We start from the raw sequence: 25,807 nt of genomic DNA, 5'->3' as shown, positions 1-25,807 counted from the left end.
CCTCGGTCTCGGCCTATTTCGGCGGCCTGCACTTCTGGTGGCCGAAGATCACCGGCCGGACCTACCCCGAAACCTGGGCTCGCTTCGCCGCGATCCTGATGTTCTTCGGCTTCAACCTGACCTTCTTCCCGCAATTCATTGCCGGCTATCTCGGCATGCCGCGGCGCTACCACGTCTACCCGCCGGAATTCCAGATCTGGAACGTGCTCTCATCGGCCGGCGCCGCGGTGCTCGCCGCCGCCTACCTGATGCCGCTCGGCTATCTCACCTGGTCGCTGCTGTTCGGCGAGCGGGCGACGAACAACCCGTGGGACGCGAGCGGGCTCGAGTGGCGCACCACCTCGCCGCCGCCGCGGCAGAACTTCTTCGGCTCGCCACGCGTCCAGGGCGGGCCGTACAACTACCATCCGGAAGGCGTCGCCCCGGTGCACGACCAGCCGCGGCTTCCCTCGCGAGGGTCGCTCACATGAGCCGCGCCGACGCCGAGGTCCGCCTGCGCGAGGGTCAGGCCAACGTCGAGGCTCGCCTGCGCGAGAGTCAGGCCAACGTCGAGGCTCGCCTGCGCGAGCCCTGGAGCGAACTCGCGACCGACAGCGAGACCGCCTTCGCGCGCCAGCGCGGTGGCGCCACCTTCGGGATCTGGGTCTTCCTCGCGAGCGAAGCCCTGTTCTTCGCAGCCCTGTTCCTCACCTACACGGCGGCCCGGCTCGCGAACCAGGAGGCCTTCGCAGCCGCCGGGCGCGAAACCAACATCGTCTACGGGACCCTCAACACCGCGATCCTGCTCACCAGCAGCCTCACCATGGCGGTTGCCTCGCAGGCGGCCGAGAAGGGGCTGTTTCGCCGCTTGACGCTCTGGTGCCTCGCGACCACCGCCGCCTTCGGCCTCGCCTTCCTGGTGGTCAAGGGCTTCGAGTATCGCGAGGACATCGAGAAGCGCCTGGTGCCGGGCGCGGATTTCGCATTGAGCCAGGCTCCCGCTCAGATCTTCTTCGGCTTCTACTGGGTCGTCACGGTGGTGCACGCGATCCATCTCAGCATCGGCATCGGCCTGGTGACGCGCCTCACGATCAAGGGCTGGCGCGACGTCGGGTTCCTCGCCGAGAATCCGCAGGTGGAGGTTGCGGCCCTTTACTGGCATCTCGTCGATCTGGTCTGGGTCTTCCTCTATCCGATGCTCTACCTGCCGGGACGATCCGGATGAGCGAAGGAGCCGGAACGCCAAGCACCGAAGCGTCGAGGGCCGAGACCCCTGGCGCCCTGTGGCGCCGCAACCTGTGGGTCTGGGCCGCCCTGATGGCGCTTCTCGCCCTGAGCGTCTGGGCCGCCTACTGGCCGTACGGACGCATCGACACCGCCGTGGGGTTCGGGATCGCCGGTGCCAAGACGGCGCTCGTCGCCCTGGTCTTCATGCAATTGAAGCACGCCAGCGGTCTCGTCCGCATCGTCGCCACCAGCGGCCTGTTCTGGGCCGCGATCCTGTTCACGTTGACGCTCGCCGACGTGCTGAGCCGGATGGCGAACCGGTGACAGCGTCGCGCATCCGCATCAGCGCCGGTGACCGTGCGGACTCAGGGTGACCAACGACGCGTCACGATCGGCCGGGTCGGGCGTCGGGCGGGTATGGCGCCGTGCGCCGCCAGGTGGTGGGTGCCTTCTTGTCGACGAACTGGCCGATCGTCTGACCTCCCGGTCATGCGGCCTCCCGTCGGGACAATCCCCCAAGCGCTTTGATCGTGCACCGATGTGCGAGCAGGAGCTCCGGCTGACGAGGCCTCCATCGTCGCCGATTCGATCCTATGTTTGCGCCGCGACCGGTCTTTGCCGCTACGCAGGATCGTCTCGCTGTCCCGACGCGCTTCAGCCGGGCCGGCAGGCCGGGTCGCCCACGTAGTGCCGCAACGGCCCGTGGAGGAGCCGGTCGCCGCATCCGCGGCAGGGCCCCGACCAGGACCGCGATGCCGCCCGGCTTGCGAGGAGCAGCCATGACCGAAGCCGTCGCCGATTTCGTCTGGACGCGTCTCGCCGCATGGGGGGTGAAGACGATCTTCGGATACCCGGGCGACGGCATCAACGGCCTGCTCGGGGCGCTCCAGCGCACCGACCTGCCCTTCGAGTTCATCCAGGTCCGCCACGAGGAGATGGCGGCCTTCATGGCCACGGCCTACGCCAAGTTCACCGGCGAGGTCGGCGTCTGCCTCGCCACCTCGGGCCCGGGAGCGACGCACCTGCTCACCGGCATGTACGACGCCTATTCGGACCACGTCCCGCTCCTCGCCATCGCCGGCCAGCAGGCGCGCAACGTCAACGGCGCCCACTACCAGCAGGAACTCGACCTCACCAGCGTCTACAAGGACGTGGCGGCCTACGTGCAGCAGGCGGCCTCCCCGGCCTCGGTGCGCCACATCGTCGATCGCGCCATGCGCATTGCCAAGGCCGAGCGCAAGGTCGCGGCGATCATCCTGCCGAACGATCTCCAGGACGTCCCCTACGAGGCGCCCGTGCGCAAGCACGGCAACACCTTCTCCGGCGTCGGCTGGACCGCCCCGAAGGTCGTGCCCTTCGAGGTCGATCTCCGGCGGGCGGCGGACGTGCTGAATGCCGGCGAGAAGGTCGCGATCCTGATCGGGGCCGGTGCGCTGCACGCCACCGACGAGGTGATCGCGGTCGCGAACCGTCTTCAGGCGGGCGTCGCCAAGGCGCTGCTCGGCAAGGCAGCCGTGCCGGACGACCTGCCCTTCGTCACCGGCACGATCGGGCTTCTCGGCTCCAGGCCCTCGTCCGAGATGATGGCCGAGTGCGACACCCTGCTGATGATCGGCTCCGGCTTTCCCTGGGCCGAGTTCCTGCCCGAGGAGGGCCAGGCCCGCGGCGTACAGATCGACCTCGCGCCCGAGATGCTGTCCCTGCGCTATCCGATGGAGGTGCCGCTCCAGGGCGAGTCGGCCGAGACCCTGCGCGCCCTGTTGCCGCTCCTCCAGCAGAAGACGGAGGGCGGCTCCTGGCGGGCGGGCATCGAGCAGGGGGTCGCGTCCTGGTGGAAGGAGGCCGAGGACCGCACGATGGCCGAGGCCAGCCCGGTCAACCCGCAGCGGGTGACCTGGGAACTCTCGCCGCGAATGCCCGACCGGGTGATCGTCACCTCGGATTCCGGCTCCTGCGCCAACTGGTACGCCCGGGACCTGAAGATGCGGCGCGGGCAGATGTGCTCGCTCTCGGGCGGCCTCGCCTCGATGGGTGCGGCGGTGCCCTACGCCATCGCCGCCAAGGTGGCGCATCCGGACCGGCCGGTGATCGCGCTGGTAGGGGATGGCGCCATGCAGATGAACAACATGGCCGAGCTGATCACGGTGGCGAAGTACATGCACCGCTGGCCGAACAAGACCTGGATCTGCTGCGTCTTCAACAACGAGGACCTGAACCAGGTGACGTGGGAGCAGCGGGTGATGGAGGGCAACCCGAAATTCGAGGCGAGCCAGACCATCCCGAACGTGCCCTACCACAAGTTCGCCGAGCTGATCGGGCTGCGCGGGATCTACGTCGACGACCCGGCGAAGGTCGGCCAGGCCTGGGACGAGGCCTTGGCGAGCCCGGTGCCGGTGGTGCTGGAGGTCAAGACCGACCCCGAGGTGCCGCCGCTGCCGCCGTTCTTCACCTTCGAGCAGGTGAAGAACTACATGTCGATGCTCGGCAAGGGCGATCCCCGGGAGCGTCACCTGCTGGTCGACACCGCCCGCCAGGTGCTGAGTTCGGTCCTGCCCGGCAGCAAGACGTGAGGACCGACCCGCGTCACGCTCATGTTCGTGGTGCGCCACGGCAAGGCGGTCGCCCGGCACGCGTTGACGTTCCTGCGTCAGGCCCCGGAGGCGGCGGGCGGCCGCGAGGTCTGCGACCAGGGCGACGACACCTGCCGCCGCAACGGCACCGCCAGAATGGGCGACGACAAGCGGACCTCCGTGGTTGATGCCGATTGCCGCTCCTGGGACATCCCGAACCTGTGGATCTGCGACGGCTCGGTGTTCCCGACGGTGGGCGGGTCTACCCGTCGCTGACCATCCGGGCGATCGCCCTGCGAACGGCAGACCGGATCTTCGCGAATGGGGCATGAAATCGGCCAAGTCACGCGAACGGCGCGAAGTGCCGAAACGATGAGCTGCGCCGAACATCGTCACGACGGACCAGGGATCTCCCATGGTCAGAAATCTGACGAAGACTCAGATCTTGATGCGTCAGGTCGAGGTCTGCCTGCGTGCCGCGCAGGTGCACGCTAACCTTTTGCAATTGACCTCGAGTAGCGGAGCCGGCTCTCTGCGTCCATGAGGCGACCACAACCGCAATGGCTTCGCATCGACAGCGAGATGGCCCACCGCCTCCATACGCACGACTGGGCAGCGACGCCGCTCGGGCCGATGGAGGCGTGGCCGGCCGAGCTTCGCTCGGCTGCGGCCTTCGTCATGGAGAACCGCTTCCCCGCGGCGCTGGTCTGGGGCCCGCACCTCGTCACGATCTACAACGACGCCTTCGGGCCGATCCTCGGCGCCAAGCCCGAAGCGCTCGGCCGGTCCTTCGCGGACGTCTGGAGTGAGGCGTGGACCGAGATCGGCCCCATCGTCGAGCGCGCGATGTCAGGTCGGTCGACGTTCATCGAGGATTATCCGCTCCGGATCGACCGGTCGGGCCACGGTGAGGACGCCTTCTTCACCTTCTCCTGCAGCCCCGTCCGCGGTGCCGACGGAGAGGTGCTCGGCATGATCGACACGGTCGTGGAGACGACGGCGGCCGTCCGTGCACGCAAGGCCCTGCTGGAGAACGAGGAGCGGCTGCAGACCGTGCTCGACGGCATCGGCGAGGCCTTCTACGCCCTCGATCGGAACTGGCGCTTCCTCTTCGCCAGCCGGTCCGCGCTCAGCGCGTGGGGCAAGACGCCGGACGACATCATGGGGCGCCCCTTCCTGGACTGCTTCCCGCAGGCGGCCGGCAGCGCGCCCTACGAGGCGCATCGGCGCGTCATGCGGACAGGCAAGGCCGAGACCCTGGAGACGATCTCGCCGGTGCTCGACCGGTGGATCGAGGCCGATCTCGCTCCGACGCCGCGGGGCGGCCTGTCCGTGGCGTTCCGGGACATCGACGGGCGCAAGCGGGCCGAGCAGGCCCTGCGCGACAGCGAGGCGCGCCAGCGCGTCATGGTCGCCGAGCTGCAGCACCGCACCCGCAACCTCCTCGCGGTGGTGCGCTCGATCGCCGAGCAGACGATTCGGACGAGCGACAGCCTGGAGGGCTTTCATGCCGGATTGAACGACAGGCTGTGCGCCCTCTCCCGGGTTCAGGGCCTGCTGTCGCGCTCCCAGGAGGAGCCCATCACCATCGAAGCCTTGATCCGCACCGAGCTCGACGCGCTCGGCGCCGACGAGGTGGCGGACCGCATCCTGGTGCACGGGCCCGAGATCCGCCTCCACGAGGGCGCCGTGCAAACCGTCGCGCTGGCACTGCATGAACTGGCCATCAGCACGCGGGCATACGGTGCGTTGCTGGATGCGAATGGTCGGTTGCGGATCACCTGGCGGTCCTACGCGGACGAGGCGAGGCAGCGTCTCGCCCTGGAGTGGCGGGAAAGCGGGTTCGGGGCTCGGGGATCCACGACGGCACGGGGTGGCTACGGGCGCGAACTGATCGAGCGGGCGCTGCCCTACGTGCTGCAGGCACGGACGACGTACGATCTGGGCGAGACGGAGCTGGTCTGCACGATCGACTTGCCGATAGCGGATATGAATGACTTTGAGGCATGAGATCTGACGCGGTAGCCGTCGAGCGGACATCGTGTGGTTCCGGATCGATGGAGCGGTGCTCGGCATCAACCTCCACGACGTCATGGCCCATGTCCGTAGGCGTCGCGCGAACGCGCCGCGCCGTTCGTGTCCGCTACCGGCTATGACCGAGCGGTGGTCCCGAATCGCGTCTCGGATATGCGGCGCTGCGAGAAACCGGTCGACATGCGGCCACTCGTCCACGCGCTCCTCGGCTGCAATGGAAGCTGACCGCAGTCGATCATGACCGCCGCAGCCTTCTCGAGCACCCGCGTCGGGACGGGTCGTCGATGAAGCACGCCGTGGATGGCAGATCGTCGGCCACCGGCCCGAGCCGACGATGATCGCGACGGGCGCGCGGGGGAACGAATCCCTCGTGCGAGCGCAGATCCCTGCATCGACCCAGGCCTCCGCACGTCGGTGATCCGGTGCGCGGCCCGTGTCCTTCTGGGCGCCCGCCGCTGCGAGGACGCGGAGACGCCCCCGGCTTCCAAAAAATCGGGTCTCCCGATCTCACTTCGCCCTCACTTGTCAGGGATCGGACATCTTTGCGCCGAGAAGTCCGCTATTGGACAACTCGATCGCCGGCTTCCCTACGGTCCTCGTGAAAACCTCCTCCCTTCGCTCCATCGACGGCAACCTGCTGCTCGAAGCCCTCGACACCGCCGACCGCGCCCTGCTGGCCCCCCACGTCGAGCGACGCGAGGTCGGGCGCGGCGACGTCCTGTTCCGGGCCGGCGACGACGTCAGCCACGTCACGTTTCCGGCCCAGGGCTGCGTCGTCACGCTGGTGGTGCCGCTGCGGGACGGCAAGTCGGTCGAGACCGCCACGGTCGGTCGCGAAGGGGCCATCGGCGGCGTGGTCAGCCAGGGCTACCTGCCGGCCTTCGGGCAGGCCGTGGTGCAGGTCGCCGGCCCGATCATCCGCATCGACGCCGACCGGCTGGCCGAGGCCAAGCACGCCTCGAAGACCATCCGCGACCTGTTCGTGCGCTACGCCGACTGCCTCCTGGCGCAGGTCCTGCAATCGGTCGCCTGCAACGCGTCCCACACCATCGAGCGCCGCTGCCTGCGCTGGCTCCTGACCCTCCAGGACCGCATCGGGACGCCCGACCTGCCGGTGACCCACGAGCTCCTGGCCGACATGCTCGGCGTGCGCCGTGCCTACCTTACCGAGGTGCTCGGGCGCATGCAGCGCGAGGGCCTGATCGCGATCGGCCACCGGCGCCTGACGCTGCCGGACCGCAAGCGCGCCGAGGCGGCCTCGTGCGAGTGCCACGCCGCCGTGCGGCACCACTTCGCCGAGGTGCTCGGGGCGGTCTACGCGCCGGGCGGCCGGATGGTCGCGGTCGACGCCGCCGAGCCGGACAGGCTGAAGCCGCCCTCGACGGCCGTCACGCTGCGGGATCTGGCGCCGTGAACCTCGGCCTCCCCCGCCCGTCCGCCGTCGAGGACGAGGCCCGCCTCGACGCGCTCGCCGCCTTCGGCATCCTCGACACGCCGCCCGAGCGCGGCTTCGACGATATCGTGCATCTCGCCCGCCGGCTCTGCGACGTGCCGGTGGCGCTGGTCAGCCTCGTCGACCGCGACCGGCTATGGTTCAAGGCCCACTCCGGCTTCCCGGCCTGCGAGACCGACCTCGACCGCTCGGTATGCCAATTCGCCCTCGCCGAGCCCGGCATCCTCCAGATCCCCGACCTGACGCGCGATCCCCGCACCCGCGACAACCCGCTGGTGACCGGCGCGCCGCATCTGCGCTTCTACGCGGGTGCCCCGCTGCGCACGCCTGGGGGTCACGCGCTCGGCAGCCTGTGCGTGATCGACCACGCCCCCCGGCCCGGCGGCCTGACCCCGGCGCAAGCGGAGGACCTGGAGGCGCTCGCGCGTCAGATCATGGACCAGCTGCTGCTGCACCGCTCGCTGGCCGAGCGGGACGCCCTGATCCGCGAGCGGCGCGCCTCCGAGCACCAGCGCGACGTCCTCGGCGCCACCCAGGCCGGCGTGGCGGGGGCCGGCGGCGAGCAGGAGGTGGTCCTCGGCAAGCTGCTCGACGGCGCCCTGGAGGCGGTGCCGACCGCCGACGGGGCGGCGCTCGAACTCGTCGACGGCGAGGCGCTGGAGTACCGCGCCGTCCGCGGCAGCCTCGCCGCGCATCGGGGCCTGCGGGTACCGCTGGAGGGGAGCTCCTCGGGCCGGTCCTTCACCACCAACGCCCCGCTGCTCGTCTCCGATGCCCGAGCGGACGCGCGCGTGCGGCAGGACGTCGCCCGGGCGCTCGACCTCGGCTCGGCCATCCACGTGCCCATCACCCGGGGTGACGCCGTGCTGGGCGTCCTGAAGCTGCAGTCGCGTCACGCCCGGGCATTCGGCGAGCGCGATGTCGGGCTGCTGCGGATGTTCGCCGCCACGGCCACGGCCGGCCTGACGCAGGTCAGCGAGGCCTCCGCACGGGCCGCGATGAGGGCCGGCGAGGCGCGCTACCGCGCCGTGTTCGAGAGCATCATCGACTACGCCATCGTGGTCATGGACCTCGACGGACGCGTCACGGACTGGAACGCGGGCGCCGAGCGGATCCTGGGCTGGACGGCCGGCGAGATGCGGGGCCGGCCGGCGGACGTGTTCTTCACGCCCGAGGACCGCGAGGCCGGCATCCCGGAGCAGGAGATGCAGGCCGCGATGACGGAGGGCGCCGGCAACGACGAGCGCTGGCACCTGCGCAAGGGCGGCGAGCGCTTCTTCGCGCTCGGCGAGATGATGGTCCTGCGCGACGAGGCCGGGACGGCCACGGGCTTCGTGAAGGTGCTGCGCGACCGCACCGAGCAGCGGCTCGCCGAGGAGCGGCTGCGGCAGAGCGACGAGCGCCTGCAGACGGCGCTGACGGCCTCCGGCGGCGTCGGGTTGTGGGACTGGGTCGTCGAGACCGACCTGCTGCACGGGGATGCCCATTTCGCGCGCCTGTACGGGCTCGATGCCGACGAGGTCGCCGCCGGCGTCACGATGGAGCGCTACCAGACGTTCGTCGTGCCCGAGGATGTCGCGCCGCTGCGGGCGGCCATCCGGGACACCTTCGAGCACGGCGCCGATTTCCGGGTCGAGTACCGGCTGGCGGTGCCCGGTCGGCCGCTGCGCTGGGTCGAGTGCAAGGGCCGGCTGTTCCGCGACGAGGCGGGCACGCCCCTGCGCTTCTCGGGCACGGCGGTCGACGTCAGCGCGCGCAAGGCGGCGGAGGCCGAGGCGCGCAAGCTCGTGGCCATCGTCGAGCAGTCCACGGATTTCATCGGCTTCGCCGCGCCCGACGGGAGGATCGACTTCGTCAACGAGGCGGGGCTGCGCCTCGTGGGCCTGCCGGACATCGCCGCCGCCCGGGCGACGCGCATCCTCGACTACTTCGTGCCGGAGGAGCACCCGCGCCTCGTCGAGGAGGTTCTTCCGGCCGCCGGGCGCGACGGCTTCTGGGAGGGTGAGCTGCACTTCCGCCACGTCGCCACCGGCGCCGCCGTGCCGGTGCACTACACCATCTTTCCTGTCCGGGACGCCGCCGGCAGCCTGCTCGGCTACGGCACGGTCACCCGCGACCTCACGGAGGAGCATCGGAACCGGGAGAGCCTGCGGGCGAGCGAGGCCTCCCTGCGGGCGGTGCTCGACACCGTCCCGGTCGGCATCCTGTTCGCCCAGGCCCCGTCCGGACGCATCGTCGGCGGCAACCGGCGGCTGGAGGAGATCTTCCGCCATCCGGTCCTGCCTTCGCCCGACGCGGAGAGCTACGGCGAGTGGGTCGCCTTCCACGCGGACGGCCGGCGGGTCGCGCCGCACGAGTACCCGCTCAGCCGGATCATTCGCGACGGTGCCGAGCACGCCGCGCTCGAATGCCACTACCAGCGCGGCGACGGCAGCCGGGTCTGGGTCGAGATCGTCGGCGTGCCGATGCGTGACCCCGACGGCCGCCTGACGGGAGGCGTCGTCGCGGTCGCGGACGTCGATGCGCGCAGGAAGGCGGAGGCGCACCAGGACCTGCTCAACCACGAGCTGTCCCACCGCATGAAGAACCTATTGGCGATGGTGCAGGCCATCGCGGCATCGACCCTGCGCGGCGCCACCGACGTCGATGCGGCCCGCGAGGTGCTGGGCAGCCGCCTCATCGCCCTCGGCAAGGCACACGACATGCTGCTGGGCGGCACGGCCGAGAGCGCGCCGCTCTCGGCCGTCGTGCGGGAAGGTGTCGGCGTGCAGGAGGTTGCCGGTGCACGGGTTTCGTTCCGGGGACCCGAGGTCGCCATCGGCGGCAAGGCCGCCTTGTCCCTGGCGCTGACGCTGCACGAACTCACCACGAACGCGGTCAAGTACGGGGCCCTGTCGGTTCCCGAGGGACGGGTCTCGGTCACGGCCTCCTTGGTCGATGCGGAGGGCGGGCCCGCCTTGCGCATCGCCTGGACGGAGAGCGGGGGACCGCCGGTCGTCCCGCCCTCGCGAAAAGGGTTCGGGTCGCGCCTGATCGAGCGCGGATTGGCCGCTCAGGTCGGTGCCCGACTGGCCCTCGACTTTCCCCGTGAGGGCGCGACCTGCGTCATCGAGGCATCGCTGGCGAATTTCCAGGCGGTGCCGTGACGACGGCCGCAGCGACGGATCCAACGTGGCCGTCGCCGCCGGCCATGATCGATGACGCCCCCCACACGGATGGCACCGGCGATACTCGGGCGGTGGGTGAGATTACGTCCCTGTTGCGGCGCATCACGGCCGATCGAACGGTGTGTGAGGCGATGGACGGCTGGCAGCGCTCTATCCGCAGGATGGCCGTCGGGCCCGGACCCGCCATAGCCGTTGTTGCAATCGTGCCGGACCTGCCGGATACCGTCCTCTCCCGGCGGGTCGATCTGCCGGATGGTGCAGGCCTCAAGGCTGGTCGCGCTGCGAAATTCTCGTCGCCGGCCAGCGAGACCATCGTCACCGCGACGGCCTCGCTTCCGGTTCGCGGCCCGGCGGGTGCGTCCGGGACCGGCTGCGCGGCCGCCGCTGTGACGGGCTCTCTCAGGTGGAGCAGCGCCCAGTCGTCGGTGATGTGAAGCGCCTCCGCGCCGGGCCGGACGCCGAGTTGCAGGCTCTCCGGCTCGGAGTCGTAGCTGCGGCCGGTGATTTGGAAGTAGCAATCCGCCACCGCGCGGGTGACCTCGAGCCGCCGGCTGCGGAAATTGTGGGCGTTGAGCATGACGATCCGCGTCCGGCGATCAGCCACGCGGCCGCGGCCCGCTTCGGCACGCCCGAGGTGTCGCGGCAATAGAGGATACCTGCACCGGAAAGAGGATACCTGCACCGGAAACCGCACGAAGTCCGCGCCAGTCCGGGCCCGGGCTGTTCGACGCTGCCGGCCATCTGATCGCGATGCAGAGTGCGTCCCTGTCGATGAACTCCCGCCGCGCCTAATACCCTCGCGCCTTCGCATCGCCGTGTCGATGCGAAGGCGACCGGCGCAGCAGCGCCGGCGCCCGTTCGGGCTTGCCTGGCACCGTCGAACGCGTCCGTTCGAAGGCGCGGCGGTATAAGACGGCGAGTTCCATTGCGGCTCGGCCCTGCTGCTCGAGGGCGCCCTCGTCGAGGTTCTGCGCGAGGCGGTCCGCCGCACCCGGTGAGCGGTCAGCCCGGTCCGATCAGGCGGGACCCAGCAGGCCCGCCACCACCGTCCCGTTCGGGCCGAAGCTCTCCTGCGCCCGGCGGCGGCTCGCCTCCGGGTCCTTAGGCGGCCGAGCGGACCAGCGGCTCGCCGTGGGACAGGGCCGCGAGATCGGTGCCGAGCCGTTCCACCACCTCCCGGAACCGGGCGTAATTGACAGGCTTCGGGCTTCCGGTGGCCTCGGCCGCCGTGAGCACGAGGGCGAGCAGCGGATCGGCATGGACGATCAAGGCAGGCTCCTTCCGTCGTGGCGGGATCGATGCGGCACCGCGTCCCCTCGGGCGACGGCGAAGCGGATCAGGTCTGCGAGGTTGGCCATGCCGAGCTTGCGGCTCATCCCCGTGCAGAGTTCGGCCAGAGCCCCGGCCCCGAGCCCGAGATCGCGGGCGATGCACGCGCAGGTCCGACGCCGCGCGAGGAGAACGAGGATCCGCCGCTCGCGCCGGGTGAGAGGCGCGAGAGGCTGCGTCGCCGCTGCCGTGAGGGCGTCCGCGAGGCCCCCCGGCAGCGTCGAGGGGCGCGCAGGCGAGGCCGGCCTCGGCGGCGAGCCCGCGCAGGTAGGGTTCGCGCACCGCGGACAGGTGCTCCTGGCCGGGGGCGGACCGTGCTCGGCGCGCGGCTCGAGAGGCCGACCGGCCCGGTGATGCGGATCGCGGGCATCGGCATCCGCGCCTCCGATCTGCACCCGTATGAGGGCCGGTCGCCCGCATCGTCAGGCGATCGTGTCGGCCGCTGCGACGGCCTCAGGTCCGCTACGGCATCGACACGGCATCAAGGAATGAACACGGATCGGACGCAGCCATCCGTCTTGTGCTTGAACATGGCGTATCCGCGCGGTGCGTCTTCGAGCGAGAAGCGGTGCGTTGCCAGGAACGACGGGTTCAGTTCGCCCTTCTGAGCGTGGTCGAGCAGGCGGTCCATGTAAGCCTGGCCGTGCTGCTGCGCGGTGCGTACGGTCAGGCCCTTGTTCATGATCGCTCCGATCGGAAACTTGTCCATCACGCCGTAGACGCCCAGGATCGACAGCGTTCCGCCCTTCCGGCAGGCCAGGATCGCCTCGCGTAACGCCTGGCCACGATCCGTATGCATGAACGCGAGCTGCTTGGCGCGGTCGTAGGCGTATTGCAGGCCGGTGCCGTGCGCCTCCATGCCGACCGCGTCGATGCAGGAATCGGGACCCCGACCGCCCGTCATCTCCCTCAGCACCTCCAGCACGCTGTCGACCTCCTCGTAGTTGATGGTCTCGGAGCCGACATGCTCGCGGGCCATCCGCAGCCGTTCGGGCATGCGGTCGATCGCGATCACCCGCTCGGCCCCCATCAGGAACGCGCTCTTCTGGGCCATCAGGCCGACGCCGCCGCAGCCCCACACCGCGACCACATCGCCGCGCCGGATGTTGCAGAAATCCGCCCCCATGTAGCCGGTCGGGGCCGCGTCCGAGAGAAACAGCACCTGCTCGTCCGGCAGGCCGTCGGGCGCCTTGAAGCAGTCGTTGTCGGCGAAGGGCACACGGACGTACTGGGCATGAGCCCCCGCGTAACCACCGAACGCGTGAGTGTAACCGTAGATACCGGCGGTCGGATAGCCGAAGACGGGCTCCTGCAACTCCGGTTTGGGGTGGGTGTTGTCACACAGAGAATGAAGCTTGTTCTTGCAATACCAGCACTGTCCGCAGGTGATGAAGGACGGAACGACGACGCGGTCCCCCTTCTTGACCTTTCTCACCTCGGGGCCCACGTCCTCGACGACGCCCATGAATTCGTGGCCGATGACATCCCCGGCCTTCATGGTCGGGATGTAGCCGTCGATGAAGTGCAGGTCCGAGCCGCACGTGGTCGACATGGTGACCCGCAGGATGCAGTCATGCGGGTTGACGATCTCGGGATCCTTCACCGTCTCGACACGCAGGTCGTTGACGCCGTTCCAGATGAGCGCGCGCATGAGAGCCTCCTCGTCAGCGGGGGTCGCGCCGAGCCGCAGGCTGGCGTTCGGTGGTGGGAATCTCGCCGGTCTGGACGAGGGCCTTGAAGTAGTGCAGCGACTTGCTCGCCAGCACCGCCGGTACCGCACCGCCCAGCATCCGTGCCGCGACCCGGCCGAGCATGCCGCCGGGCGGATCGAGGCTGGCGCGCAGGGTGACCACGGTGCCTCGATCGCCGGCAGCGGGGCGGAAGCGCACCGATGTTTCCCGGACCAGCGCGCCCTCGCCCTGCGCCTCCCAGCGCAGGAAATCGCCGGGCCGATCGTCGACCACGCGCATGTCCCACGACCCGAGATCGTGGCCGGCGCTCCATCGCGTCTGCCCGTCACCCGTGGGCTCGACATCGGCAAAGGGGGCCATGACCCGGCGCAAGGTTTCCGGATCACGCCAGCGCCGATACAGCTCGTCCGCGGACACATCCTCGATCGTGATCGAGCGCTCGATGTCCGGCTCCTGTGCCATGGCCGACCGACGTCGGTTCGGTCTCGTCCCGGCTTGGCTCGCAATGCCCGTTTGGGCACCGATCAGGCCGATGACGGCGACACCGGCGGCGGCGGCGAGGGCAAGCCCGACCAGGCCGGGGGCGGAACGACCACCGAGAACGTCGTGCCCGCCTCGTTGCGGGCCGGCCCATGACCGCGCGCCCGCCATGGCTCGCGCACCGGCCGGACGATCGCTGCGATCCTCTGTGCGGAGCCCATCGTGTTGGTCCGTCATGGCACACCTCAGACGCGTCGAAGGAGCCGAGAGCCCGTCAGAGAGTACGTTCAGCCCAGGGGTTATGGTGGCTCAACGCCCTCGATATTTACGATAATTTATTCTCAGGCTTCATAATCGGGTGGGATTATAACGAGTCCTGGCTTGGCGAGATCAGAGCTGGTCATGTGGCTCGGAGCAATAACATGCATCAGTTCTTTCATATCGGCTCTCGACGTGACGAATGCCGCACGTATGATCCTGCCGCGTGTGAAGGCGTCCGATGGCGGCGAAGGGACGGCCTTCCGCCACGCACATTTCAGCCCGGTCAGAAAACTCAGCTCGTTCGACGAGCCTGCCCGGCCTGCCGCCTCCGCTGCGATCGGCCCCGTGATCGCCGGGTCGTGCTTCCTGCCCGCCGAACCGATAAGTCGATTGGCGCAGAAAATCTTCGGAACGAGCAGGCCGACATCTATGTCTCGCGATCTGCGTAAATCCCCGGCACTCAGCTCTCTCAGCTCCGCGCAGTGCCCATCCATGGCCGATCATGCGGTGTGCCTGCGAAACTTGTTCAAAAACATTCATGAAAGCATTGCTTGATGCGCAAGTCGACAGCCCTCAAGTCTGTGCGGTAACGGGCAGGCAAGAATTTACGGCAAACATATTACTGATGCCACAATTGCCGCGATGCAACAATGATGGATGCTACATCATTATTTTCTTAGAAAAATCAATTGTTAAAATAATAATCTTCTTATTGCTTTTTATATGATATGATTCATTTTGCGATTGCATCAAGAAAAACAACTCATCGAACTGCCGCATCATCCCGATCAGGCGGGAAGACATCAAGATTGTCAGCCGCCAACGCAATTGGAATGAGTGAACGTAATAATTTCCTTATAAGAAAGCCAACCGAGAACTATCAAAGGCCAGATTAAGAAATTTTGACCGCCCTCTCGCCGGGTTAACATTCCTCATCGCGCGGACACGTTCGGCCTCACGGCACGATCGCTGCGGAGACGTGGAACGCTGAGCCGATCGAGACCTGCGCCGATTTCGCTGCCCTCGACGACGTCCTCGCGGGGCTCGACTGGCGCATGGGCTGGGAGGGGACAGCCCGCCGCAGGCCTGTTCCGGGCGATCGGGCTGGCGGCGGATCTCGGCAGCGACCTCGTCTTCGTCACCGACGGCCACGAGGTGCCGCCCGTCCCGGCGCGCGGCGGTGCGACCTTCGAGGGCAAGCCGGGCGCGGTGCGGAGCCTGATCGTCGGCGCCGGCGGACACGCCCCGTCGCCGATCCCGCGCTACGACGACCGCGGTCGCGAGATCGGCTTCTACGGGGTGGAGGACGTGCCGCACGAGAACCGCTTCGGCCCGCCGCCGCCGGACGCCGAGACGCGTGAGGGCTACAACCCGCGCAACGCGCCCTTCGGTGCCGCTGCCGCACCGTGGTGGCGTCGCTCGATCTGTCACAGGGCGGCGCTCAAGACGGTCTACCGACCTGACGCCGCGCAGGCGGTAGGAGCATGTCATGCGGCCCGCCGGCGCGCGACATGCGGCGCGACCGGCGGCCTTCATCGTGGCCCAGCGTGAACCTCGATCGAGAGTTGCCGCAGTGTCAGAGTCGCATGTATTGCGATGACCAACCTGCACGCAACGGCGTGAGTGCGCACAGGAAGCCGCTCCCTGGACGCGATCCAACCCAGCACTTCGTCATGAGACGCGCTGCAAGCAAGGATGATCGCCGCCGCGCATCGTCATCACCGCGAAAAATAGCAGATGCGATGCGGCATGATCGCGCAATTTGCACGGGAGACACGCAGTTTTACGGCTTCTCTTGAATGTATCATAAACTTCGGTGCCCGACTGTATAATCAGACATCGATTGAGAAAGATATGATCGATCGATGTAAGAATTCTTCCGGTCGGTTTGGCCAAAGAACCAATGCTCAACCATGAGAGACAGAACGATCCCCAGCGATACACGCCTTGTCATTTTGCACGACATTAATCACGTTTAGCGCAAAATTATTATCCGTTCTCTTGCGAGATACGACGAAATAGGGGTCGGTTGTATTGACAACAATCATCTATTTATCCTTTTTACAACATAAGTAATTGCAACTTCGTGGAGCTCCCATTTCGGATTGGGCCCCGAAGGAGGTCGCCGTGGACCATGGACATTTCCTCGCCGGTGGCGGTCAGAGTGCCATCCGCATTCGAGAGTACGACTGGCGATCCTCGCCTCTCGGCCCCTTCGACACGTGGCCGCACGCGCTGAAGTACACGTTGAGCGGAATGCTCAACTCGGCCTTTCCAACCTACCTCGCCTGGGGGCCCGACCTCATCAGCTTCTACAACGATGCCTATCGGCCCATCCTCGGCAGCAAGCCCGAGGCGCTCGGACGCCCCTTCCCCCAGGTCTGGCACGAGTCCTGGGACCAGATCGGACCGGTGACGGACCGCGCGCTCCAGGGTGAGGCCAGCTACCTGGAAGACTATGCCGTGACGGTCAATCGTGACGGATCGCGGGAGGACACAAGCTGGACATTTGCCTACTCGCCGGTTCGGGACGAACAAGGGGATGTGCGGGGTGTGCTCTGTCATGTGCACGAAACGACGGCACGGGTCCGCACGGAGGAGCAACTCCGATCCGCCTTGCGGGAGATCGAGGCGCAACAGGCGCGCTTCGGTACGTTGATCGAGCATCTGCCTTTCGCGGCCGGGCTCTTCGGAGCCGATGGGCGAGCCCTGCTCACCAACCCGCTCTGCCGGCGATTTCTTCCCCACGGCATGGCGCCGGCGGTCGATCCGGACGTGCAGCCGCAATGGACCGGCTTCGACGCGGAGGGCCGGGTCGTGAGCCCGTCCGATTATCCCTTCGCGCGGGCGATGCGGGGTGAGGTCGTGCAGGGCATGAACTTCCTGCACCGATCCCGGGAGGGCGACGAGAGCTGGATGCGGGTCAGTGCCATTCCGGTGTGGGAGCGCGACGGCGGTATCCAGCTCGCCATCGTCGTCATGCAGGACGTCGATCGGGAGAAGCGCACGGAAGCGGCCCTGCGCGAGAGCGAGGAGCGCTTCCGGCGCTTCGCCGAGCATTCGGCCAATGTGCTCTGGCTCGCGGACCTGGAGAGCGGGCAGCTCGATTATCTCAGCTCCTCCTTCGCGCAGGTCTGGGGCATGCCCGCCCGGGACATGCCGGACCTCGTGGGCTGGCTCGCCAGCGTTCACCCGGAGGACCGCGACGGTGCGGCACAGGCGCTGGAGCGGGTGGGCGGCGGCGAGACGCTGGTGCTCGGATACCGGATCCTGCGCGCCTCGGACCAGGGGGTGCGACGGATCCGCGACACCTTCTTCCCGATCCCCGGGCGCAACGGGCGCATCCGCTTCGTGGGCGGGATCGCGCAGGACGTCACTACCGATACCGGCCTGCGCGTCTACGTTGTCGCAGCCGGGGATGATGCCCGGCATCGCATCGCGGGGGCTCTACAGGCCGCCGGTTACGAGGTGCAGGCCTTCGCGAGCGGCCAGGCGTTCCTCAAGATCGCCGGCTCCCTGATGCCGGGCTGCGTCGTGCTCGACCTCGAGGAGGCCGGCGGCTTCGGGGTGGCGAGCGCGCTGAAGACGGACCGTGCCCACCTGCCCGTGGTGGCGATCGGCGCGAGCGGAGGCGACACCGGCTTCGGGGTCCGCGCGATGAAGGCGGGCGCGGTCGATTTCCTCGAAGACCCCTGGGCGCCGGATGGGCTGCTGTTCGCGGTCAGCTCTGCGCTGGCCGAGATCCGGGACGTCGCGGACCGGAACCGCGAGAGCGACGCGTCGCGTCATCGGATCGCGGCGCTCTCGGCACGCGAGCGGGCCGTGCTGGAGGGCCTGCTCGCGGGCGGCACGAACAAGACCATCGCCCGCACCCTGGGCCTCAGCCCGCGAACGGTGGAGATCCACCGCGCGAAGGTCATGGAAGCGCTCGGTGCCCGCACCCTGCCCGAGGCGGTTCTGATCGCGACCGCGGCCGGCGTGCGCCCCGCCGATCCGCCCGATGCTTCAGGCCGCGCAGCCCAGGATCTCCTCGACACCCGGGCTGCCATGGCCCCCGAGGTGGCCGGCGACCGCCGGGCATGAATCCGCGTCGGCTCAGCTCACGGGGCAGGCCGTGCCGCCTGTGCCCTGGACCGGCCGAACAGCGCGACCATCTCGCGGTTGAAGGCCGGGATGTCGTCCGGCATCCGGCTCGACACCAGGTTGCCGTCCACGACGACCTCCTGGTCCAGCCACTCGACGCCCTGGGCCTCGAGATCCGTCTGCAGAGACGGCCACGACGCCATCCGCCTTCCCTTCAGCTTGCCGGTCTCGATCAGCGTCCACGGACCATGGCAGATCGTCGCCACGGGCTTGCCGGCATCGAGGAAGGATTGCGCGAACGCGATGGCATTCTCGTCCATCCGGAGCGTGTCCGGGTTGATGACCCCGCCAGGCAGCAGGATGGCGTCGAAGTCGTCGGGCCTCGCCTGAGCGAGCGGAACGTCGACGGGCAGCGCGTCGCCCCAATCGGTGAAGTTCCACCCTTTGACCCGGTCGGGTTTCGGCGAGACGAGACGCGTCTCGGCCCCGGCTTCGTCGAGGGCCTTGCGCGGCTCGGTCAGCTCGACTTGCTCGAATCCGTCCGTGACGAGGATCGCGACTCGCACGCCGTTCAGTGATCCGTGAGCCATAGGGTTCTCTCCTTCCGCCAGGATGGCGATGCAGGGCAAATCGGACGGGGATATCGGGACGCAGACGCCACGGCCTCACGGACCCTGAGCAGCGCCTGCCCGGCACGAGGGCCGGGCAGGCCAAGGCTGCGGCAGGACGCGAACCTGCCGCACCGGTCAGGCCAGGCTATCGCGTGCCCGACGCGCCCTGTCCTTCGCCGCTGCCCTGTCCGGCGGGAGGGCTGGCGCTCGTGGCGCCGCCGCTCGTGGCGCCCTGGGCGGACGGGCCCGAACCGCGTGTCGACGAGACGGTGCCGGTCGTCTGCGGATTGGGGTTGCCCGCCGCGTTCGCGTTGGCCGTCATGCCGGCCATGAACTCGCCCCTCTGCCAGCGCGGCATGCCGATCGAGGCGAGCAGATTCGTGGTCAGCGTGCCGGTCGGCTCGAGTTCCTGCGCCTGCTGGAAGTGGGTCGCGGCGAGCGCCGTGTCGGTGTTCCAGTTGCCGTCGAGATGACCGGCCGCATAGCCGCGCTGGTTCAGCACCTGCTGGATCTGGCGCACGCCGTCGGAATTCATCCAGAGCGGCTCTCCGGGGCTGTCGGCGCGCTCCACGGCGATGCGCTGGTTGTCGACCTGCCGATCGCCTCCCGTGCCGGCCGCCTGGCTCGGTTGCGGCCGGGCTGACGTGAAGCGGGATGCCGCGGCTGTTCGCGCGCTCGACGACGACGCGCTGATTGTCGGCCTGCTTGGTCCTCTGGTCGCCGGATTGGCCGCCCTGCGCGCCCGTATTGCCCAGGATGATGTCCTGGTCGAGACCGAGGCCGTAGACGAGCGGGATGGTGAGCGTGCCGGTCGGCTCCATGGTCTGCGCCTGCTGGAAGCTGCGCGCCGCCGCCGCGGTCTGCCCGTTCCAACGTCCGTCCACGTTGCCCGTACTGTAGCCCTTCTGGGTCAGGGCCTGCTGGATCTGCCGCACCCCGGCCGAGCTCACGAAGATCTGCGTGGCCTGTCCTTCCGATTGGTTGTGTGACGTGCGCTGGTTGCTGGCCGCCGATTGCTGAGCTTGCGCGTACCCACCCGCCAGCGCGGCAAGCACAGTGCCCGCGAGAAAGGCTTCTCTCAACGCCATGAATACCTCATGCCCATGCGGCAATACCTGAGCCCATGCGGCGTAGATCCGAACCATGACCGGCAACCGCCGTTCCTAAGGAGGATTCCTCAGGAAATGTCCGGGAGAAGCTTAGGTACGACGAGGTTTGCCTCGTGGGTGCGCCCGACACCGGCACGGAGTGTCCCGACTCGGTCCGATGCGTCCGCGGAGATGGCCGCTCGACATCATCGGCCCCTCGCGAGCGACGGGGCGGCCGATCTCCGCTCAGAGCATCGGGAAGACATCGACGAGAGGCCGGGCTGAGGGCTGAGCCGACGATCCGCTTTTCGCCGTGGAGCCCAACCGCGCACCACCTCACGTGGATGCTGGTCGGCGGCAGCGTCGATTTCGGCTCGGGACCATCCGGTGGTCGATGCGGGCCCCCGTGCGACGGGTGCCCGGGCTGCCACGGCGAATGCGGCGCCCGCATCAGGTTCCGGTTTGCTGGACAAGGAACCGGCGCGTCGGGCGTCGGCAGGCGCGCGATCAGGCGAGGCACGATCGCACGGCTCGTCGGCATGTGGAGGTCGGCGGACGCCTCAGCGGTGGTCCGGCGCCGACAAGCCAGGTCGAGGGAAGCAAGATCGAGGCAAACAAATCGAAGGAGCCGGGTCGAGATAGGAGAACTGCCGCACCTCGATGCGCCGCGCGGTGGGTGAGGTCGCTGCCGGCATCTCGGCCGGATGGCGGGGGTGGCGGCCGTGGATGGAACGGCGCCCTAGCCGCAGGCAGGGTACCGACCATTCGCCGCGGTCGAGCGGCACCGGGATCGCGACGGGAATGTCGATGTCATCCACGATGGGGAGGGCGTGTCGGGCCGTCACCGGCCGATGCCGGTCCACCGCCATCCGCGCAGGGTGAGCAGGAGCCTCCTGTCCGGAACGGTCCCACCTACCTGTTCGGCCGGGGTAGAGGATGCCAAGCCTGGACGCTCAGCGAAGCTGCAGTCGCCGGCCTTCTCAGAGGTACCCGGCCTCGAACTCCGCGAACTCGCGCAACCGCCGCGGTGCGAGGATCCGCAGGCGGTGCCCACCCAAGGAGATCAGCTTGTCGCGCCGCAGGGCTTGCAGCACGCGGTTCACATGCACGCTGGACAGGCCGAGTGTATCGGCCAGATCGGTCTGCGTGAGCGGCAGGTCATACTGACCGTCCGTGACCTGGCCGACGGTGCCCAGACGCTCCATCAACTCGCACAGGAGATGCGCCATGCGCTCGGTACCCGAGCGCATGCCGACATTGGCCAGCCACTCGTGCGCCGTCGCCTCCTCCGCGAGCCTCGCGCGCTGCAGCGCGAGCGCGATGCGGGGATGCCGGCCGAGCAGGTCGAGGTAAGCCGTGCGCGGGACCTTGGCGACTAGGCAGTGCATGAGGGCCTCGATCGTGTGGTCGAGCGAGTAGTCGTGGAGGACACCGCGGTCGCACAGGTCGCCGGGGATGAGATAGGCCACGATCTGGCGACGGCCGGACGCGCGGCGCTTGTCTCGGCTCGCGAACCCGGCAAAGACGATGATCGCGTGATCGGCCACGCTGTCCTGCTCCACGAGGACGGTGTGCCGCTCGACCGGCCGGACATAGCCGATCAGGTCGGCGAGCGCCGCTCGGTCCTGCTCGTCAAGCGGGGCGAAGCCATCGAGCTTGCGCGCCAGCGCACAGGCCGAGCGGTCCCGTCCGGGCGCCGGAGCCGCTTGTCGTGGTCCGCGGGCGAATCCAGAGATGGCGGGATCCATCACGGCGGTCGTGGCGAGTGTCCCCATCGAGCTTCCTCCATTATAGGACCTTATTCACACATCGCCGCGGGGCGAACACATCCGGCCTGTTCCTTAGGATTTCTCCGGTCCATGCGCCTCGATGTCCTCGCTCCGGTAGGCCATCGCGGGAGCCAGCCGCGCGATGTGCGGCCACCATTGCGCACGCAGGTCGAGATAGGCCTGCGCGGCCGTCTCCTCGCGCGCGACCGTGATGCCGGCTTCGGCGAGCCGCGATGCGGCCCGCTCCCGATGGGCGCGCCAACGCTGCCGCTCGCGAGGATCGACGGTCGTCGCGACCGGCGGATCGCCCGTCAGGAACGCCGTTTCGAGCGTGACGACCAGCATCTGGGCCACGCGCCAGAGTTCCTCGACCGCGGCGGCCTCCTTCAGCCAGGCCGTGTCCTCACCGGCGAGCGTGCTGCGGATCAGCGACGCCGTGTCGAGCGCGAGGTGGGCTTGTGCCGAGACCGAGTAGTAAGGCTGCCGGAACCGGAAGTAGAACAGCACCGGGTAGAAGTGATGGGCCTCCTTCATCGCCACCATGGCCTCGCCGAGCGAGACGAGGTGACTGTAGCCGGCGCTGAACTGGCCGCGAGGTCCGAGGCGTGCCAGCAGCTCACCGGCGTCCGAGGTCTCCCCCGAGAGCAGGTGGAACTGCAGCCCGAGCGCATTGCGCTGTCGCAGGGCGCCGTAGACCTGCATGACGTAGGTCAGGACGAGTGAGGTCACCGACATGCCGACCAATGAGTTAGCCAGGTAGACGGCGCGGTAGGCATCGGTCGTGGGCCGGAAGTCGCTGGCACCGACGATCGCCATGCTGCTGCCCCCGGCATAGAGCGCGGTGAGGAAGTCGGTGGGCGTCGGGCCGCTGCCCGCCTGCACCCCGGTCCCGAGACCGGGATGGATGATGAGCCCGGCGCCGAGCGTCAGGCCGCCGGCCCAGAGCAGGACGTAGAGAAGGAGGATCATCGGGCCGCAGAAGGACAGCACCACCCCACGTCGCGCGTCGGCCGCCCCGGCGGCCCGGCGAAAGGCGATCCAGGTGAGATGCGCGGCACGCTCGGCGATCAAGCCGGTGCCGATGCGGGCGTAGAGGACGGTGAGAAAGACGTCGAGGAGGACGATCCCCATCACGAGGGCCCCCGACGCGCGTTCGAGGAAAGACACCATGATCAGCCTGCCGCGAGGCTCCGTGCGCCGCAGGCGCCACTCCCGTCGCGAACCGGCCGCTGCTGAGCCCGTTCCTGCGATCGATACGTAGGACGGTACCGAGTGGGCCTACGCCGGCAGCCGGACGTCCAGGCTCGGCCCTGGTGCCGCCCCGGCGGGCTGCCCATCGGCATGAGCCTCCGATCGATAGAGCCTGTCGACGGCGGCCCAGAAGGCGCTCCTCATCTCAGGGGACAGCCGGTCGAGCGCCGCCTCGAGCGTCGCGGTGGCGTCGCGCGCGCAGGCGTCCCGGTCGGCGTCCGCTAGAAGATCGGTCACGGCATGTCTCCGGATCGGCGGGCGGCCGGGCCGCCCTCGGGCCCGCGACCGTGACACCGCTCATCCCGCCGGGCGACAGGGTCTGTCCTTAGGTGTGACACGGGATCCGTCCCAGGCGCGCAGGACGCCCTCTCCCGATCCGGGACACCGGCTCGCACCGGAGGTCTCCTACGGATTCATCCGCGGGAACGCGGCCTTTGTCGTCCCGGTTCGCCACATCGCAGTCCCGACCATCATCCCCGCGAGAGCTTGAGGCCGACAGGGCTGTACGGCTTCGAGCCCGGCTCTCGCATCTCGACCGACGGGAGAAGAAGGCGATGCGAGCCCTGGTTTGGCATGGGAAGGAAGACATCCGCTGCGACACCGTCACCGATCCGGACATCGAGGACGGGCGCGACGTCATCATCAAGGTCACGAGCTGCGCGATCTGCGGCTCGGACCTGCACCTGTTCCACAACTTCATTCCCGCCATGCTGCCCGGCGACGTCATGGGTCACGAGACCATGGGCGAGGTCGTCGAGACCGGGCGCGGGCTCAATGGCAAGCTGAAGAAGGGCGACCGGGTCGTGGTGCCCTTCACCATCGTCTGCGGCGAGTGCGACCAGTGCAAGCGCGGCTACTTCTCCGTCTGCCAGAGAAGCAACCGCAAGAAGCACCTCGCCGACAAGGTCTTCGGCCACACCACCGCCGGCCTGTTCGGCTACACGCATCTCACCGGGGGTTATCCGGGCGGCCAGGCCGAGTACCTGCGCGTGCCGTTCGCCGATTCGACCGTCCAGAAGGTGCCCGAGGGCATTCCCGACGAGAAGCTGCTCTTCCTCTCGGACATCTTCCCCACCGGCTGGCAGGCGGCCGTCCAGGCCGACATCCAGCCGACCGACACCGTGGCGATCTGGGGATGCGGGCCGGTCGGCCAGATGACGATCCGCTCGGCCGTCCTCCTCGGCGCCGAGCAGGTCATCGCCATCGATCACCTGCCCGAGCGGCTGGAGATGGCCGAGGCGGGCGGCGCCATCACCATCAACTTCGACGAGGAGAACGTCGTCGAGCGGCTGAACGAGCTGACCGGCGGCGAAGGTCCCCAGAAATGCATCGACTGCATCGGCATGGAAAGCCATGTCACCCCCGCCATGCCGGACACGGTCTACGACCGGGCCAAGCAGATCTTCCTGGCCGAGAGTGACCGGCCGCATGTGCTGCGTGAGATGATCTATGTGTGCCGGCCCGGGGGCCTGATCTCGATTCCGGGCGTCTATGGCGGCCTGGCCGACAAGATCCCGATGGGAGCGGCGATGAACAAGGGCCTGACCTTCCGCATGGGGCAAACCCACGTCCAACGGTGGACCGCCGATCTCCTCCGCCGGATCGAGGAGGAGCAGATCGATCCCTCCTTCGTCATCACGCACGAGGTCCCGCTCGACCGAGGGCCGGAGATGTACCGGACCTTCCGGGACAAGCAGGACAGTTGCATCAAGGTCGTCCTCAAACCCTGATATGTCGAGAGAAAGATCATGACGAAACTCTCCAGCATCACGGGCCTCTCGAACATCGCGCGGTCCGAGGGCGATCCGAAGGTCCTTCACTCCGGACCGAGCTCGCGCGGCGTCCCGGACAGCCTGGCCCGAGGGCTCGGCTGGTTCAGCCTCGGCCTCGGCCTCACCGAACTCCTGGCGCCCGGGCGCATCACGCGCGCGCTCGGCATGGAGGGCAAGGAGGCCCTGGTGCGCGTCTACGGCGCCCGGGAGATCGGCAGCGGCATCCTCTCGCTGTCGGTCGACAAGAAGCTCGGGCTCTGGAGCCGGGTCGCCGGCGACGGCCTCGACATCGCGACCGTCATGACGGCGCTTCGACCGGACAACCCGAAGCGCGACAACGTCGTCATCGCTCTGGCGTTGCTGCTCGGCATCACGGCGGTCGACCTGATCGACGCCCAGGCCACCACGATGCGGCACAGCCGCAGCGCGGGCCGGAGGAAATCCTACCGGGACCGCAGCGGATTTCCGCGTGGCGTCGCCGCGTCCCGCGGCGCGGCGCGGGACTTCAAGACCCCGCCCGACTTGCGGCACGCCCCCGCCCTCGCTGCGGTCTCCCAGCGTCCGTCCGTCGCTTGAGGCAGCCCTGATCGGGCGGAAGAGCGAGCACTCACGGCGCGGACCCTGTCCCCGCGAGGACAAGGATCGACGTCGCGCCGGACACTTCGATGGACCGGCCGGCGCAACGCGCCTCCCGTCGGCAGCAGATGCTGCTGCGGGAGGTGCGTTGAACACCCCGCCACTCACGCTCGGCCGATCTGCCGGCGCTCGGCAGTGCCGTCTCTGGATGATGCGTCATGGACGTGCGCATCGCCCTAAGACCGTGATCCCCGACCCGTCGAGCGGTTGGATGTCTGAGCCCACCGGATCAGGCGGCCGGGGACGGCGTGAGACGTTCAGGGCGACACTGGAGGGCGCGATGCCAGTTCCCATCGCCGGATTGCGACCTGCACGCGTGGCGCGGCCTGCACGCGTGGCGCGGCCTGCACGCGTGGCGCGGCCTGCATGCGTGGCCGGATGATCGAGCCTCGTGCGCGACGGGTCG

21 protein-coding genes and 3 pseudogenes are annotated in these 25,807 nt (G+C 68.6%); 15 read left to right on the top strand and 9 right to left on the bottom strand.

What is annotated here, in order from left to right; translation table 11 throughout:
• The 9 genes and pseudogenes from MFF64_RS30320 to MFF64_RS38680 all read left to right on the top strand — a co-directional run.
• Positions 1-470: cbb3-type cytochrome c oxidase subunit I (locus MFF64_RS30320; RefSeq protein WP_238193186.1), on the top strand; the 470-nt coding region annotated here is incomplete at its 5' end.
• Entirely contained in the window at positions 467-1,204 is a 738-nt protein-coding gene (locus tag MFF64_RS30315) for a cytochrome c oxidase subunit 3 (RefSeq protein WP_099900421.1), read from the top strand. The genes MFF64_RS30320 and MFF64_RS30315, both read left to right, overlap by 4 nt.
• Complete coding sequence (locus MFF64_RS30310; protein WP_238193185.1) at positions 1,201-1,530, top strand: cytochrome C oxidase subunit IV family protein; 330 nt, start codon at positions 1,201-1,203, stop codon at positions 1,528-1,530. The genes MFF64_RS30315 and MFF64_RS30310 overlap by 4 nt, the downstream gene beginning before the upstream one ends.
• Positions 1,531-1,985: 455 nt before the next feature.
• Entirely contained in the window at positions 1,986-3,776 is a 1,791-nt protein-coding gene (locus MFF64_RS30305; protein WP_238193184.1) for a thiamine pyrophosphate-requiring protein, read from the top strand.
• Between the two features lie 25 nt (positions 3,777-3,801).
• A pseudogene (locus MFF64_RS30300) lies at positions 3,802-4,108 on the top strand (GMC family oxidoreductase); the annotation flags it as partial.
• 250 nt (positions 4,109-4,358) lie between these two features.
• On the top strand, positions 4,359-5,786 hold the full coding sequence (locus MFF64_RS30295) for a sensor histidine kinase (RefSeq protein ID WP_238193183.1): 1,428 nt from the start codon (positions 4,359-4,361) through the stop codon (positions 5,784-5,786).
• A 622-nt stretch (positions 5,787-6,408) separates the two neighbouring features.
• On the top strand, positions 6,409-7,224 hold the full coding sequence (locus MFF64_RS30290; RefSeq protein WP_099905412.1) for a Crp/Fnr family transcriptional regulator: 816 nt from the start codon (positions 6,409-6,411) through the stop codon (positions 7,222-7,224).
• Entirely contained in the window at positions 7,221-10,409 is a 3,189-nt protein-coding gene (locus MFF64_RS30285; protein WP_099905410.1) for a PAS domain S-box protein, read from the top strand. Before MFF64_RS30290 ends, MFF64_RS30285 begins: the two co-directional genes overlap by 4 nt.
• A 44-nt stretch (positions 10,410-10,453) precedes the next feature.
• On the top strand, positions 10,454-10,864 hold the full coding sequence (locus tag MFF64_RS38680) for a hypothetical protein (RefSeq protein WP_438823105.1): 411 nt from the start codon (positions 10,454-10,456) through the stop codon (positions 10,862-10,864).
• A 667-nt stretch (positions 10,865-11,531) separates the two neighbouring features.
• Here the strand turns inward: MFF64_RS38680 and MFF64_RS30275 are convergent.
• The 3 genes from MFF64_RS30275 to MFF64_RS30265 form a co-directional block, all read right to left on the bottom strand.
• Positions 11,532-11,699 carry a hypothetical protein gene (locus tag MFF64_RS30275; RefSeq protein ID WP_165795588.1) on the bottom strand — a complete coding sequence of 56 codons (168 nt, stop codon included), beginning with the start codon at positions 11,697-11,699 and terminating at the stop codon, positions 11,532-11,534.
• A gap of 541 nt (positions 11,700-12,240) precedes the next feature.
• Entirely contained in the window at positions 12,241-13,410 is a 1,170-nt protein-coding gene (locus MFF64_RS30270; RefSeq protein WP_238193182.1) for a zinc-dependent alcohol dehydrogenase, read from the bottom strand.
• Between the two features lie 13 nt (positions 13,411-13,423).
• Positions 13,424-13,912 carry an SRPBCC family protein gene (locus MFF64_RS30265; protein WP_238193181.1) on the bottom strand — a complete coding sequence of 163 codons (489 nt, stop codon included), beginning with the start codon at positions 13,910-13,912 and terminating at the stop codon, positions 13,424-13,426.
• Positions 13,913-13,963: 51 nt separating this feature from the next.
• Between MFF64_RS30265 and MFF64_RS37920 the strand changes: the two genes are divergently transcribed.
• The 4 genes and pseudogenes from MFF64_RS37920 to MFF64_RS30250 all read left to right on the top strand — a co-directional run bounded on the left by MFF64_RS37920 (position 13,964) and on the right by MFF64_RS30250 (position 18,274).
• Complete coding sequence (locus MFF64_RS37920; protein ID WP_273557181.1) at positions 13,964-14,086, top strand: hypothetical protein; 123 nt, start codon at positions 13,964-13,966, stop codon at positions 14,084-14,086.
• A 315-nt stretch (positions 14,087-14,401) separates the two neighbouring features.
• Positions 14,402-14,746, top strand: a complete 345-nt coding sequence (locus tag MFF64_RS30260; RefSeq protein ID WP_238193180.1) for a hypothetical protein — start codon at positions 14,402-14,404, stop codon at positions 14,744-14,746.
• A gap of 437 nt (positions 14,747-15,183) precedes the next feature.
• Positions 15,184-15,595 (top strand): annotated as a pseudogene (locus tag MFF64_RS30255) (VWA domain-containing protein); the annotation flags it as partial.
• 723 nt (positions 15,596-16,318) lie between these two features.
• Entirely contained in the window at positions 16,319-18,274 is a 1,956-nt protein-coding gene (locus tag MFF64_RS30250; protein ID WP_238193179.1) for a PAS domain S-box protein, read from the top strand.
• A 17-nt stretch (positions 18,275-18,291) separates the two neighbouring features.
• Here the strand turns inward: MFF64_RS30250 and MFF64_RS30245 are convergent, their stop codons facing one another.
• The 6 genes and pseudogenes from MFF64_RS30245 to MFF64_RS30220 form a co-directional block, all read right to left on the bottom strand.
• Positions 18,292-18,864, bottom strand: a complete 573-nt coding sequence (locus tag MFF64_RS30245) for a type 1 glutamine amidotransferase domain-containing protein (RefSeq protein WP_238193178.1) — start codon at positions 18,862-18,864, stop codon at positions 18,292-18,294.
• 166 nt (positions 18,865-19,030) lie between these two features.
• Complete coding sequence (locus tag MFF64_RS30240; protein WP_238193177.1) at positions 19,031-19,420, bottom strand: peptidoglycan-binding domain-containing protein; 390 nt, start codon at positions 19,418-19,420, stop codon at positions 19,031-19,033.
• Positions 19,421-19,745: 325 nt separating this feature from the next.
• A pseudogene (locus MFF64_RS38230) lies at positions 19,746-19,973 on the bottom strand (peptidoglycan-binding domain-containing protein); the annotation flags it as partial.
• A gap of 980 nt (positions 19,974-20,953) precedes the next feature.
• A complete protein-coding gene (locus MFF64_RS30230; RefSeq protein ID WP_238193175.1) occupies positions 20,954-21,721 on the bottom strand; it encodes a Crp/Fnr family transcriptional regulator in 768 nt (255 codons plus the stop codon).
• A gap of 93 nt (positions 21,722-21,814) precedes the next feature.
• On the bottom strand, positions 21,815-22,912 hold the full coding sequence (locus tag MFF64_RS30225; protein WP_238193174.1) for a two pore domain potassium channel family protein: 1,098 nt from the start codon (positions 22,910-22,912) through the stop codon (positions 21,815-21,817).
• 108 nt (positions 22,913-23,020) lie between these two features.
• Positions 23,021-23,230, bottom strand: coding sequence for a hypothetical protein (locus MFF64_RS30220; protein ID WP_238193173.1), 210 nt, complete (start codon positions 23,228-23,230; stop codon positions 23,021-23,023).
• A 317-nt stretch (positions 23,231-23,547) separates the two neighbouring features.
• Between MFF64_RS30220 and MFF64_RS30215 the strand changes: the two genes are divergently transcribed.
• Both MFF64_RS30215 and MFF64_RS30210 read left to right on the top strand, forming a co-directional pair.
• Positions 23,548-24,723 carry a zinc-dependent alcohol dehydrogenase gene (locus tag MFF64_RS30215; RefSeq protein WP_099901972.1) on the top strand — a complete coding sequence of 392 codons (1,176 nt, stop codon included), beginning with the start codon at positions 23,548-23,550 and terminating at the stop codon, positions 24,721-24,723.
• A gap of 18 nt (positions 24,724-24,741) precedes the next feature.
• Positions 24,742-25,341, top strand: coding sequence for a hypothetical protein (locus tag MFF64_RS30210; protein ID WP_099901969.1), 600 nt, complete (start codon positions 24,742-24,744; stop codon positions 25,339-25,341).
• Positions 25,342-25,807: the final 466 nt, after the last annotated feature.

The sequence above is a fragment of the Methylobacterium frigidaeris genome (genome assembly GCF_022179185.1).
Classification (GTDB): Bacteria; Pseudomonadota; Alphaproteobacteria; order Rhizobiales; family Beijerinckiaceae; genus Methylobacterium; species Methylobacterium frigidaeris.
This window is presented reverse-complemented; position numbering and strand designations above follow the sequence as displayed.